The following is a 14062-nucleotide window of genomic DNA, read 5'->3' as shown; positions in this document are numbered from 1 at the left end:
ACCTTCCTTAATATGGCAATAATCTATCTATAAAAATAAGGAAGTCAGCTAGATGACCCCAGCAATGAATCCCGCTTTTCAAGAGTTTTGTGATCTCACCCAGAACCGTGATCTATTATTACAAAGCCTACAAGATGCTAGGCAAAGACAGGGCCTGAAAGTGCTAGATCGTGAGCAGGTTAAGGATTTGGAGCCCATCTGGCTGTTAAGCAATTATGTGCATCAACAGTGTTTGCGTCACCCTGCCTGGTTAGACGAACTGGCAAAGACTTCAGTCTTGCCAAACTCTCCCTCAATTGCGTCTTTATTAGGGGGAGAAGCGCATTTTTCTGAGCTGACAAGCGATGCTGTAGACATCGATTTTAATAGCATCAATGAAGCGGATTTCATGAAACGCCTACGACTGTTTCGTCAGTGGTGGATGGTGCGTTTGATCGCCTTAGATATAGAACAAAAGATCACCTTGTGTGATCTTACTCGATATTTAAGTGAGCTTGCTGACGTGTGTGTGAATGCAAGCTTGCAATGGAGTCAGCATTATTACCGGGCCCTATACGGCAGTGCGTTGGATCATCAGGGTCAAGAACAAGCCATGATAGTCATTGGCATGGGGAAGCTAGGAGGGTATGAGCTTAACCTATCATCCGATATTGATTTGATTTTTGCTTTCCATGAACATGGCGACACCCAAGGCGGCAAGAAAAGTCTCTCTCATCAAGAATACTTCACTAAGCTTGGGCAAAAGCTTATTCAGCATTTAGATCAAATTACGGCAGACGGTTTTGTCTTTCGAGTGGACATGCGCTTACGCCCCTTCGGCCAATCTGGGGCTCTAGTGCTGAATCTAGACTCTCTTGAAAACTACTACCAAGACCAAGGTCGAGACTGGGAAAGGTATGCCATGATCAAAGCTCGTGTGATGGCGGGTGGCAAACTTGGGGTACAAGATTTCGAGGCATTGCGTAAACCTTTTGTGTATCGAAAATACCTAGATTTTGGTGCCTTGGGGGCGCTTCGTGATTTAAAGAAAATGATCGCGAAAGAAGTGCGCCGAAAAGGTATTGAGCACAATATAAAGTTGGGCGAGGGTGGTATTCGAGAGGTCGAATTTATTGTACAGGCTCTGCAAATATTGCATGGTGGCCGAGATCAAGGCTTACAAGAAGCGTCTTTATTAACTGTGTTGCCTTATCTTGCTCAGCAACACTATCTTTCTGTTGAAGATATGCAAGCCTTGATCGATGCCTATGAATTATTGCGCCGCACAGAGCATGCTCTACAGGGGATGAACGACGAACAAACCCAATTGCTGCCAACGGATCCAGATAAGCGTCTTGCGCTGGCCATCATGGTAGGTTTTTCTTCTTGGCAAGCGTTAGAAGACAAATTGTGGCAAGTCAGAAAGCAGGTTCATGCTCAATTTGTCGATTTGATTGATGACGGGGAAGAGTCCAGCAGTGAGAAAGAAAGCCAAGAAAGCTGGCGATTATTGCTAAAAACACCAGAAGATAAAGAAAGCATACTGGATGCCATTGCCGAGGTTGCTTGGCAAGATAGCGATAAAGTCGTGAACCGATTGTCGCAATTGCTTAATTCTAAAACCATAGTGTTTATGCAAGCAGTTGGTCAGGAACGCTTGGCTTTGTTTATGTCGGCTCTCATGACAAAACTGACCGATGAGGAGCGCCCAGATCTTGTCTTGGAAAGGATACTACCTATTTTAGAGGCGGTGCTGCGCCGCACGGCTTATCTGGTTTTACTGTGTGAAAACCCTACAGCGATCACTCACCTTATCCGTTTATGTCGTGAAAGTGTGTGGTTCTCCGAGGCGATTTCAGCCACTCCGGCACTATTAGATGAATTGCTGGACGCTAATACTTTATTTTCTCCTCCAGATAAAGTCATGTTAGAGGATGAGTTAAGACAAATCGTTTTGCGATTACCTGAAGATGATGAAGAAGCGCATATGGATGCCCTAAGGCGCTTTAAGCGGTCCATCACTTTGCGTATCGCAGCTTGTGATATCACTGGTATTTTGCCTGTTATGAAGGTAAGTGATCATTTGACTTGGTTGGCAGAAGTGCTGCTCGAACAAGTGCTTTCTCAGTCTTGGCATCATTTGGTTCAAAAACATGGCTATCCCGTGAGTGATAACGAGGTTAAGCAGAACCCACAGCTTGCTATTATTGGCTATGGTAAATCGGGTGGCTGGGAGCTGGGTTATGACTCGGATTTAGATTTGGTGTTTATCTATGATGCCCAGTCAAATGGCATGACCAATGGCGCGCGCAGTGTGGATAACTTGACCTTTTATACCCGCCTTGGGCAGCGCCTTATACACATGATGACCAGTTTTACCGGTGCTGGGCGCTTGTATGAGGTAGACATGCGCTTAAGACCTTCTGGGAATTCGGGCTTGCTGGTAGCCAGTCTTGAGTCCTTTAAAGAATACCAAGCCAAAGAGGCTTGGGTTTGGGAGCATCAAGCGTTAAGCAGAGCACGGGGGCTTGCGGGCGATCAAGTTCTTTTAGAGCGCTTTGAAAAGTGCCGAAAAGACACACTTTCCACCCAGAGAAATGTTTCTGAGTTGAAAACAGAGGTCATCAAGATGCGTGAAAAGATGCGAACTCATTTAGATACTGGCGGCAGAGATAAAGGCTTTGATTTGAAGCAGGGAGCGGGCGGTATTATAGATATCGAATTTATGGTGCAGTTTATTGTGCTTGCTTGGTCTCATCAGTATCCAGAACTAATGCGTTTTTCCGATAACGTGCGTCAGCTAGAAAGCGCTTCTAAGGCAGGTCTGTTGGACGCTCAAAAAGCTCAGAAGATGATTGAAATCTATACACTTTATCGAGCTAGAGCGCACCGTTTAACGCTACAGCAGCAAGGGCGAGTGGTGCAAGATGCAGCGCTTGCGGAGAATCAGGCACTAGTCAGTGAATATTGGCAGGCCTTCATCCTCTCTAATGATACGGATAATTGTTCGTAAAGTGATCAATTAACGGCTATACTGTCCCTAATAACGGTAAATTATGTGAGTAAGGGGGCTTTTATGGCAAATATTAGCGGAGTTGGAAGTGAGGCAATGGCTTATGCAAGCGAGGCTTATAGCGCAAGTTTGGCGAAGTCTGCACAGCATCAGGAAGCTCAGCAATCTTTATCTTTGATTGAGAGCGCAGCGGTTCAGCCGATTACTCCACCAGCGAGCAGTGGTGCCCATATTACGACGGATGTGTTGGGGCAGAACATCAATATTCGCGTCTAGCCCAAATAAACGTATCATAAGAAAACGCTCCTGACCTTCATAAGGTCAGGAGCGTTTTTATATCTAGAGACTTCTAAAGCGAGTCATTCGATTCTATATAGTCCGCATCAATGTTTGGTAACGGTTGATCATTAATGGCGGATTCAAAGGCTTTTAAACGTTTGTAAATAGACATGAGTTCGACAATGGTTGTCCACGAATTAATTAAAAATTGGAAAGACCCTTCAACCTGATTAAAGGCATTCAGAATTCGCTGCATAATACCTAGAGTAAACGCACCGGCCACAATGGATGGTGCTAAAGCGATAAGAGGAACGAATTGTCCAACATTCAAATAACTGTAACGTACAACGTTGAAATACAAATAGTTGGCATACAGTCTGAAGTAGTTTTTACGCACATTGAAGAAAAGTTCGGATAATTTAGCAGGCTCTGCTCGGTCGGCATAATCTTCCCCGTACACAAGCTCTTTCCGATAAGCGGCTTCAACACGCTGGTTTTTAAACTCAAGTCCGGGTAGGCGAATACCAGCAATAGCCAATAAGAAAGTACCAAAAATCGACCAGATGATGGCGACAAATACTAAGGCTTGTGGCACTTCACCAATAATAGGTAATACTTTCACATGCTCCGATAAAGCCCAAAGAATCGGCAGGAAGGCGATTAAAGTCATAATGGAATCAAGAAAACGTACCCCTAAGCTTTCCATAATGCTGGCAAAACGCATGGTGTCTTCTTGGATACGCTGAGAGGCCCCTTCAATTTGACGTACTTGTTGCCATTTCGACGTGTAATATTCGGTCATGGAAGTACGCCATCTAAAAACATAATGGCTAACAAAGAAGTTATTAAAGACGGAAACCGTCACTGCGACCATGATGATGATCGCCACGGTAGATAACTGCCCATAGAATTCCCCTAAGGTAATACTCTGAGGGTTACCAAGGGCCTTTTGAATAAGGTCGTAAAAACCGCCATACCATTCGTTTAGCATGACACTGACTTGTACTTGGAACCAAGTAATAAAGACAATGAGTGCCGAACCAATGACCGACCATTTCCCCCATTTTTGTCCACCAATTAATAGCCATGCTCCGACAAACAATAGATAGCACAGAGCCATATATTGGTAGAGCCAAATGTCTAATGCACTTTGATAGGAGGCTTGATAGGCCATTTGTGCGGCGGCGTCAGCGCCTTCTGCTAAGGCTTGTGGAAACTCAACGCCAAATAATGAACCAAGACTGAGTAGGTGTCCGAAGTCTTGGATGGCCAAATACCAACCCAGCACACAGATAAGTGCCCAACCAGCAAAACTTAGAAAAAATATTTTAGGATTTGGAAAAAAGGATCGAAACACAGTTTTGCTTCTCTTTAGGTTAAGTACCGTTAAGCCATTGATTTGAGGCTAATTCAATGGCGCATGATAGTTAGCTTAAACTACCACAAGATGAAGAACAATCATGGTATGGATCAGGAATCTGTAAAAAAGTAAGACAAATGTAAATTAAGGCTTCGGAAAGCTGTTAAGTGGTGACCTGGCTATAAAAAAAAACGGGCCTAAGCCCGTTTTTCATTTGTTATAGCATCTGTAAAGCAAGGCTTATTGAGCCGCCATCACAGTGGCTATCGCTTTCTCCAGTCGAGCTAGGCCTTCTTGGATATCTTCTTCAGGGATAATAAGTGAAGGCGCTAAACGCAACACGTTTGGCCCCGCAACCAGAACGAACAATCCTTCTGCTGCTGACGCTTTAATGAACTCAGCCGCTTTGCCGGCTAAGCAATCAACCACTTCGCCACCAATTAACAAGCCTTGGCCACGAATGTCTTTAAAGACATGGTGTTTTTCGTTAATAGCCGTTAAGCCTTTCACGAATAAGTCATGACGCTTTTGAATACCGGACAACACTTCAGGGGTATCCACAATATCAATGACTGCTTCTGCAATGGCACACGCCATAGGGTTGCCGCCATAAGTACTGCCGTGTGTACCGAATGCTAGACTTTTTGCTGCGTCTTCTGTGGCTAGCATGGCAGCAACAGGGAAACCATTGCCCAACGCTTTAGCTGTAGTCAGTACATCAGGTGTTACTCCTAGTTGTTCGTAGGCGTACAGAGTACCAGTACGGCCAACACCAGATTGAACTTCGTCAAACACTAGCAAAGCTTTATGTTGGTCACATAGTTCACGAACTTGTTTAGCAAATTCTGCATCGGCTGGGACAATACCGCCTTCGCCTTGGATTGGTTCCATAACAACGGCGCAAGTTTTGTCACTAATGAGAGCCTTAAGTTGCTCGATGTCGTTGTAATCACAGTGCTTAATGCCACCGGGTGTTGGCTCAAAGCCTTCTTTGTACTTAGCTTGACCACCAACAGAAACGGTAAACAGTGTGCGTCCGTGGAAAGACTTATTGAAGGCAATGATCTCATGCTTTTCTGGGCCAAAATGGTCGTAAGCGTAACGGCGTACGAGTTTGAAAGCCGCTTCATTTGCTTCGCCACCACTGTTGGCATAAAAAACGCGATCAGCAAACGTTTTTTCAGTCAGTTTCTTCGCAAGGCGCAAAGCTGGTTCATTGGTCATGACGTTAGATAGGTGCCAAAGTTGGCCTGCCTGTTCACGCATGACATTAACAAGAGTCGGATGAGAGTGACCTAGAGCGGTTACTGCAATACCCCCTGCAAAATCGATATACTCTTTATTGTCTTTGTCCCACACGCGAGAGCCTTCACCACGAACAGGGATAATCGCAGAAGGTGCGTAGTTAGGGACCATTACCTCATCAAAGGTTGCTCTTGTTACTTCTTGTGCCACGTTAGATACCTCTTTTAATTAGGCGGTCGGAATTTCCGACCGCCTGGTGGGTTATATCAAATTTCTTAATTCACGAATAGCAACGGTTACCATAGCAAGGGTAAGTTCCGAGCCCGCCTTAATTTCGCTAAAGGTGGTTCGGTAATGCTTGATATTGTCGCTGTTCAGCTCACGCCAATGTTCTAGGCGTTGGTTCAGATCTGTTACTTGAGCACTGGATTGGATAACTTCTTGAGTAAGCGTACGCAAGCCGTTATCCACTTCGTCTCCCAAACCTGCTTTGGCGCGGCGTTGCCACATGTCATCGGCTGGCAACTCATTAACGCTATGGCGTAACCAGTGCAGCTCTAGATCCATTTCCAAAGCAAAGTAGGTTTGTGCAACATCGAGTACTTCTTTCTCTGTATTACTGGCTACGCGGATAATGTCTAAACCGTAGAAGAGGTAATGAAGGGCAGAAAGTCTTTCCGCAAGTTCCGCTGGAATACCTTGCTCGACAAGACCTGAAATAATGTCAGTCAAGTGGGCTTGGCTCGGTTCCGTTAAGATCGCCTGCATATTCGCTCTAATGATTTCCACCCCAGGTTTGTAGGTGTCTTTTAAACGCTGAATAGACAAAGACTCGCGAGTGTTGCGCAGTAACCATAAAGTCGCTCTTTCCATTAGATTTTGGATGCGAATAAGCAAACGGTTTAGTACTTGGTTTGGTACTTTAAAGTCCAGTGCATTGACGTCATCCCACAAAGAGGGAATGTCGAAAATATCTTCTGCTGCCATGTACGCGCGCACTAGGTTCAATGCCGACGCACTGGTTTCATCTTGCATGTAAGTGCTAAACGTTGGTCCCATGCGGTTACCAAGGTTATTGGTAACGTGCCCAGCAATAATCTCTTGGCTCAGCGCGTGAGACGCCATTTGGTCCGAGAAGCGCTTGGTCAACTGAGTTGGGAAGTACTGGTGAATCTGAGTGATCAGATCTTCGTCTTCACCAATGCCATCTTCTACCAGTTGCTCAGATAACTTAATTTTAGAGTAAGCCAACAATACTGAGATTTCTGGGCGAGTCAGACCAAGCCCTTTGTTCAAGCGCTTTTTAATTTGCGCATCACTTGGCAAGAACTCGATTTCTCTGTTCAAGCGACCTTCACGAACCAAGGACAATATAAGGCGCCAGTGATCTGCTAGGCGTTCTGGTGCTTGCGCATTCGCTAAGGACAATACATGACTTTGGCCGCGATTGTGATGCAATACTAGGTTGCCCACTTCATCCGTCATTTCAGCCAGCAAGGAATTACGTTGTTTCTCAGTCATGTCACCGTTTTCAACCACACGGTTTAACAAGATCTTGATGTTTACCTCGTGGTCGGAGCTATCCACACCGGCTGAGTTATCAATCGCATCGGTGCTGATTAAACCGCCGTTTTGGGCAAATTCAATACGACCCTGTTGAGTCAGACCTAGGTTGCCGCCTTCACCAACGATTTTGCAACGCAGTTCTTTACCATTCACTCGAAGGCTGTTGTTTGCGTTATCGCCGACATCCGCATGAGACTCGCTTTCTGCTTTAACGTAAGTACCAATACCGCCATTCCACAATAGATCAACAGGGGCTTTCAAGATGGCGTTAAGTAAATCCGTTGGTGCCATAGATTTAACGTTGCCTTCAATGCCCAATGCCTTGCGAATGTCGGCATTGATAGGAATCGATTTGGCCGAGCGATTAAAGATGCCACCACCTTTCGAGATCAGCTCTTTGTTGTAATCTTCCCAAGAAGAACGAGGCAGGTTGAACAAACGCTCACGCTCAAGGAAAGAGGTTGCCGAATCTGGTGTTGGGTCAATGAAGATGTGCATGTGGTTGAATGCCGCCACCAAACGAATGTGTTTGGAAAGCAACATACCGTTACCAAATACGTCACCAGCCATGTCACCCACGCCCACAGCTGTAAAATCAGTTGTTTGGCAATCTACGCCGATTTCTTTAAATTGACGCTTAACAGACTCCCATGCGCCACGGGCCGTGATGCCCATTTTCTTATGGTCGTAGCCGTTAGAGCCACCAGACGCAAAGGCATCACCCAACCAGAAACCGTATTTTTCAGAGATGCTGTTGGCCAAATCTGAGAAAGTTGCTGTGCCTTTGTCGGCGGCAACAACGAGGTATGGATCGTCTTCATCGTAGCGTTGTACGGACACTGGAGCGATCAATTCGTTTTGTACCAAGTTGTCTGTAATGTCTAGCAAACCGCTAATGAAGGTGGTGTAGCAATGTACGACTTCTGCTTGAATTTCCTCACGAGAAGCGTTTTTCTTCAGTTGCTTGGCAACAAAGCCACCTTTTGCACCAGAAGGCACGATAACGGCGTTTTTCACCATTTGTGCTTTCACTAGGCCCAGAACCTCCGTACGGAAATCTTCCATACGATCAGACCAGCGCAGACCACCACGAGCGACTTTGCCACCGCGCATGTGAACACCTTCAACCCACGGCGCGTAGACAAATATCTCGAATTTAGGGCGAGGTAGTGGCACCGCAGGGATCAAGGATGGATCTAGTTTAAAGGACACATAATCCTTAATTTCACCATTCGCATCGGCTTGATAGAAGTTAGTACGCAACATTGCCTGAATAACAGACAAGTAATGTTTCAGGATTCGGTCTTCATCTAGATTGGCGACTTGATCAAGTTCTTGAGTGATCTTGTCCAGTAACTTATCAACTTTTTCACCACGTTTGGCGGTTGCGCTCGGATCAAAGCGTTGCTCGAACAATTGCACCAATAAGCGGGTGATGTTGGCGTTTTTCTCCAATGTCTGCTGCATGTATTGCACAGAGAAAGGCACTTGTAACTGCATTAGGTACTTGGTTAATGCACGCAACATAGTGACTTGACGCCAAGTAAGTGACGCATCCAGAACAAGCGCGTTGAAGCGATCGTTTTCAACACGGCGGCGGAACACTTGATTAAAGGCATCTTGGAAAGCTTCACGCTGAGCACTTTTCTCAAGGTTAACGTCGGAATCCACAATAATCGCAAATTCAACGACCCAAGTATTCGCTTTTCCATCACCGTTTTGATCAAGCTCATAAGGACGTGCTTCAAGTACACGCAGTCCCATGCATTCTAGGATCGGCAATACATCGGATAAAACAAGAGTGGTCCCAGAACCATATACTTTAAAGAAGTAGTTGTTCTTAGACTGACCTACTTGACGGTATAAGTGAGTACTGATTTCACCTTCACCCGCTAATTGGCTAAGGCGATCAATGTCCAGTACCGCGGTATTGGGTGAGAAATCTTCACGGTACGCAGCAGGTAAGTAATGAGCATAGGTGGTAAACAACTCATTACCGGACTCTTCACCATGACTGGTGTGTAGCGCGTTAAGTAGTTTGTCTTCCCAAGAACTCATGGCCTCTTGCATATTGCGTTGGATGTCATCAACGTCAATGCTTGGGCTTTGTTTAGGATCAGCAATCTGGATTGTGAAGTTTACTCGAGCAAGTACTAGCTGAGAGAACTGCACGTTAAATTCAGAGCTTGTACCATTACAGGCCTTCATCAAGATGTCTTGCATCTTGATACGTAATTCGGTGTTGTAACGATCACGAGGCACGTAAACAAGGGCGTTGAGGAAGCGACCGTATATGTCCTTGCGTAAAAAGACTCTAAGCTGGCGTCTTTCCTGAATGGCTAAGATGCTAGCTATCGTGCCGTATAAATCATCCACAGGCGCTTGCAGCATTTCGTCACGGGGGTAGCTGTTTAGAATATGCTTTAAGTTTTTGCCTTTATGGCTGTTTGGGTCAACATTGGCACGCTCAACAATATGGTCGAGTTTTTTACGCAACAATGGAATATCTTGCAAGCGAGCTACATAAGCTGCTGAAGAGTACAAACCAAAGAAACGCCATTCACCAATCACCTTACCTTTATTATCGAAGCGCTTAACGCCTAGGTAATCTAGATGAACAGGGCGGTGAACGGTAGAAATCGCCGTAGACTTGGTCAAGATCAAAATGTTACTAGGGTCTATCGCCAGTTCAGCAAGGCGATCTTGTAGGACAATATCACGCTTAACTTTTTTATCATTCAGATCACGAAAGGTCCCTAGACCTGAACCATCGACTAATTTAAGGTGAGTCTCGTTACCCTCAACCGTTAGGTCATACGCCCTAAAGCCAATAAAGGTGAAGTTGTTACCCGCTACCCAACGTAAAAAATCCAAGTTTTCTTGGTGCTCTTCATTGTTTTTTAGGTGCGTAAGCTTTTCGGATTCAGTCACAATGTCGTCCAGCTTGTTTTTCATTGCTGGCCAGTCTGCGACGGTTGTGACAATATCGCCTAAGCTTTTTAATAGCCCATTTTTGATCAGTTCCATCTGATTCACGTCAGATAGGTGGTCAATTTCAAAACGCATTAAAGACTCTTGAGTGTCTGATTTTTTATCAAGACAAGTCAGGTCACCTTTTTTGTTACGAATGACATTAAGTAATGGGTGAGCAGTAAAGTGGATTGTGTGTCCTAGACGAACCAGTGCCATGTTGAAAGAGGACACTAAGAAAGGCATGTCGTCGGTCAGAATTTCGATAACGGTATGGGTTGATTGCCAACTGTGTTCTTCAAAATTCGGATTATAAACACGAATTTTTGGAGCATTATTTGGACGTTGCTGCAGGAAGTCCCATAGGCACACAACCGTGCCGTATAGGTTTTCAATCGATTCATTTATTAAGTCTTCCGCTAAGGAGTCTTGGAAGTGTAAATGAGCGAGTTGAATAATATTTTGAGCTTCTTGCGCATTAAAGTTTTCTTGTATTTCAATTCCAATGCGTTCGATTAATTCGTTTTTTTTGTGATTAGTCATTAGAACTCATCCTCATGAGTGGTGTGCCGAATAATGCTAGTTGTCAAAACCAGTTAGCGAAAGTTTTCATTCAGGACAGTGATTTGAATTATTATGAAAAAAGCACGACTTTGATAGAGTGCTATTTTTCAAAATGCGACATTTCTTTCCTGTATCTGGATCTAAAGGGCAAAAAAGCCTTGAAACAAACTAGAAAACCCTTTGTTATCCATTCTAAACGAAATAAACTTCTTTTTTACGCCTATGTCACAGGATAATAATTTGTACGAGCGCGAATTTGCATCAAGAGAAATCATGCTGGCGAGTAAAAAGCCGCTTAAATACGGTTTTCTACTCTTACCCAACTATTCTATGTTGGGATTCTCTTCGGCGATTGAAACCTTGTATATGGCGAACTGGGTATCAGGAAAAGAGCTTTATCAGTTTTGCACCATTGGTCATGAATCGAAAGAGATAGCCTCTAATACCAGTGTTTCCACGGTTACAGACTATACGACAAGTAATGTGCCGAGTGATTTGGATGCTATTTTTGTTTGCGGGGTCTCCCCTATAACGAAAAACGAAAGTCCAACTTTAGAATCTTGGCTGGTTGGTCAGGCTAAAAAAGGTCTTGGTTTAGGAGGTATTTGTACTGGCAGCCATTTACTTGCCAAATCTGGTTTATTAAATGGCTATCGGGCAACTATTCATTGGTGGAGTTTAGCCCACCTTAGGGATGAGTTTCCGGAAACCATTGTTTCGAATCATTTGTTTGAAGTGGACCGAGACAGGTTTACTTGCAGTGGTGGTACGGCCGCCATGGATATGATGCTATTTTTGATTGGTAAACAACATGGTATGACGCTGGCAAGCAGTATCTCTGAGCAGTTCGTTTGTGAGCGTATACGCTCACATGAGGACCCGCAACGCATTCCATTACAAACACGAATAGGCAATGGTCAACCAAAGCTTATTGATGCGGTTCAATTAATGGAAGCGAATATAAGAGAACCTTTGTCGACGGATGATTTAGCCTATCATGTCGGGGTGTCTCGCAGACACCTAGAGAGGCTTTTTAAGCAAAATTTGAATATCGTACCGTCACGATATTATTTGGAAATGCGTTTGCAGCATGCCAAACAGTTGTTGATTCAGACAGATAAATCTATTACTGAAGTCGGTATCGAATGTGGCTTTGGTTCTGCGCCGCACTTCAGTACTACCTATAAAGGTTTTTTTGGTATTACACCAAGAAAAGAGCGGAAGCATGTTGCCGGGGAAGAAGCTGTGACGATTCAATCGGATAGGAAGAAGCGGCAGCTTTGGCGAAGATGATCTAAAATAGATTTTTTGCTAAAATGGCGTGTTTTTTGCTAAATATTTTTAATCGCGAAATGAAGGTTGTGTTTGAGCACTCTGGGCATAAACGCACAAAAATAAAAAACAGATTGTGGTAAATGACTGTTAAATGAACTGACCACATTAGAAGCACACTGAAGAAGGTATGAAAAAATGTCGAAAACCCCAGCGTTAGAGCTCATTGATATTCATAAAACGTTTGGTGATGTAGAGGTGCTGAAAGGTATTTCTCTAAAGGCCTACGATGGGGATGTAATTTCCATTCTTGGCTCCAGTGGATCAGGTAAAAGTACGTTTTTACGCTGCATAAACTTGCTGGAGAACCCTACCAAAGGAAATATTATTTTCAATGGTGATCAGCTTGACCTGGTAACAGGGGAAAGAGACTTGGTGCCTAACAACATGCGCCAACTCACCAAAATGCGTCAACAAATCGGTTTTGTTTTTCAAGGTTTTAACCTTTGGCCTCACATGACCATATTGCAAAATGTGGTTGAAGGCCCCCTTCACGTCCTTAAACGCCCTAAAAATGAAGTGTATGAATACGCTGAACACTTATTAAATAAAGTGGGCATCGCCGATAAAAAACACATGTACCCTAACCAATTGTCCGGTGGACAGCAGCAGCGAGTGGCGATTGCCAGAGCGTTGGCAATGGATCCTCAGGTGCTATTATTTGACGAGCCGACGTCCGCCCTAGACCCAGAGTTGGTAGGTGAAGTGTTGGGGGTTATGCGTAACTTAGCGGACGAGGGCAGAACGATGTTAATCGTCACACACGAAATGAATTTTGCTCGTGAAGTGTCGAGCGATGTGGTGTTTTTGCATCAAGGCGTTGTAGAAGAAAAAGGAACTCCAGACAAGGTGTTTGGCTCGCCAGATTCTGAACGTTGTAAAGCGTTCATTTCAAGCGTTTTTTAGCAAAACTTGCCGTGGCGATTCGCTTAACGGTTTGATATAAAAGATAAACAATTAAAAAATAAGGAACCATTTCATGAAATTAAAAACAATTGCGTTAAGCTCAACATTGTTACTAGGCGCTGCTATTTCTTCTTTCTCAGCTCACGCTGCAGACAAGGTTAAATTTGTGACAGAAGGTGCTTGGGCACCATTTAACTTTATTGATAACGCTGGTAATCCACAGGGCTTCGATGTAGACATCGCCCGTGCACTATGTGCTCGTATGGAAGCAGATTGTGAAATTCATACGCAAGATTGGGATGGTTTGATTCCTGCACTACAACGTAAAAAATACGATGCCATCATCGCATCTATGTCTGTTACTGAAGATCGCTTAAAAGTCGTTGATTTCACTGACAAGTATTACTCTGGTGGCTTGCGCTTCATGGGTCGTGCTGGCGAAACTTTTGATCTTGCAAACCTTGACGGCAAAGTGATTGGCGCACAGCGTGCGACACTCGGTGCTCAATACCTTGAAGACAACTTTGAAGGGAAAGCAGACCTTAAATTCTACGATAACCAAGATAATGTTTACCTAGACTTAGTGGCTGGTCGTCTAGACATCGTATTGTCTGATGAACTGCCGACTTACAACTGGTTGAAAACCTCAGAAGATGGCGACAAATTTGAGTTTAAAGGTGATGCGTTCTTGAAAACTGACAACATCGCTGTTGCCGTACGTAAAGGTGACGAGTTGAAAGATAAGATCAACAAAGCTTTGGCTGAAATCCTAGCGGACGGAACATACCAGAAGATCAACGCTAAGTACTTCCCATTCTCTATCTATTAATTGTTAGAGTATTCCCTAT

Annotated in this window: 8 protein-coding genes; 5 read left to right on the top strand and 3 right to left on the bottom strand. The window is 44.3% G+C overall.

Annotation, left to right across the window (positions count from 1 at the left end; translation table 11 throughout):
• Positions 1-52 precede the first annotated feature (52 nt).
• Together glnE and ABJF92_RS05700 are read left to right on the top strand one after the other, a co-directional pair.
• Positions 53-2992, top strand: coding sequence for a bifunctional [glutamate--ammonia ligase]-adenylyl-L-tyrosine phosphorylase/[glutamate--ammonia-ligase] adenylyltransferase (gene glnE / locus ABJF92_RS05705; RefSeq protein ID WP_446814852.1), 2940 nt, complete (start codon positions 53-55; stop codon positions 2990-2992).
• 63 nt (positions 2993-3055) lie between these two features.
• Positions 3056-3268 (top strand): hypothetical protein, encoded by a 213-nt coding sequence (locus tag ABJF92_RS05700; RefSeq protein ID WP_446814851.1) that lies wholly within the window; start codon positions 3056-3058, stop codon positions 3266-3268.
• A 73-nt stretch (positions 3269-3341) separates the two neighbouring features.
• Here ABJF92_RS05700 and sbmA read toward each other — a convergent pair whose 3' ends face one another.
• From sbmA to ABJF92_RS05685, 3 genes are all read right to left on the bottom strand, one after another.
• Entirely contained in the window at positions 3342-4628 is a 1287-nt protein-coding gene (sbmA, locus tag ABJF92_RS05695; protein ID WP_446814850.1) for a peptide antibiotic transporter SbmA, read from the bottom strand.
• Positions 4629-4871: 243 nt separating this feature from the next.
• Positions 4872-6086, bottom strand: coding sequence for an aspartate aminotransferase family protein (locus ABJF92_RS05690; protein ID WP_446814849.1), 1215 nt, complete (start codon positions 6084-6086; stop codon positions 4872-4874).
• A 51-nt stretch (positions 6087-6137) separates the two neighbouring features.
• The gene (locus tag ABJF92_RS05685) at positions 6138-10955 is read right to left on the bottom strand and encodes an NAD-glutamate dehydrogenase (protein ID WP_446814848.1); all 4818 of its coding nucleotides are present in this window, start codon (positions 10953-10955) and stop codon (positions 6138-6140) included.
• A gap of 294 nt (positions 10956-11249) precedes the next feature.
• Between ABJF92_RS05685 and ABJF92_RS05680 the strand changes: the two genes are divergently transcribed.
• The 3 genes from ABJF92_RS05680 to ABJF92_RS05670 all read left to right on the top strand — a co-directional run bounded on the left by ABJF92_RS05680 (position 11250) and on the right by ABJF92_RS05670 (position 14043).
• On the top strand, positions 11250-12269 hold the full coding sequence (locus ABJF92_RS05680; RefSeq protein ID WP_446814884.1) for a GlxA family transcriptional regulator: 1020 nt from the start codon (positions 11250-11252) through the stop codon (positions 12267-12269).
• Between the two features lie 177 nt (positions 12270-12446).
• The gene (locus tag ABJF92_RS05675) at positions 12447-13214 is read left to right on the top strand and encodes an ABC transporter ATP-binding protein (protein WP_445977459.1); all 768 of its coding nucleotides are present in this window, start codon (positions 12447-12449) and stop codon (positions 13212-13214) included.
• Positions 13215-13287: 73 nt separating this feature from the next.
• Positions 13288-14043 (top strand): transporter substrate-binding domain-containing protein, encoded by a 756-nt coding sequence (locus tag ABJF92_RS05670; protein WP_446814847.1) that lies wholly within the window; start codon positions 13288-13290, stop codon positions 14041-14043.
• Positions 14044-14062: the final 19 nt, after the last annotated feature.

The organism is Marinomonas sp. (assembly GCF_039940335.1).
Taxonomy (GTDB): Bacteria; Pseudomonadota; Gammaproteobacteria; order Pseudomonadales; family Marinomonadaceae; genus Marinomonas.
This window is presented reverse-complemented; position numbering and strand designations above follow the sequence as displayed.

Coding starts and splice junctions, on each gene's coding strand:
- glnE (WP_446814852.1), top strand. CDS start 53: ATGACCCCAGCAATGAATCCCGCTTTTCAAGAGTTTTGTGATCTCACC.
- ABJF92_RS05700 (WP_446814851.1), top strand. CDS start 3,056: ATGGCAAATATTAGCGGAGTTGGAAGTGAGGCAATGGCTTATGCAAGC.
- ABJF92_RS05685 (WP_446814848.1), bottom strand. CDS start 10,955: ATGACTAATCACAAAAAAAACGAATTAATCGAACGCATTGGAATTGAA.
- ABJF92_RS05680 (WP_446814884.1), top strand. CDS start 11,250: ATGCTGGCGAGTAAAAAGCCGCTTAAATACGGTTTTCTACTCTTACCC.
- ABJF92_RS05675 (WP_445977459.1), top strand. CDS start 12,447: ATGTCGAAAACCCCAGCGTTAGAGCTCATTGATATTCATAAAACGTTT.
- ABJF92_RS05670 (WP_446814847.1), top strand. CDS start 13,288: ATGAAATTAAAAACAATTGCGTTAAGCTCAACATTGTTACTAGGCGCT.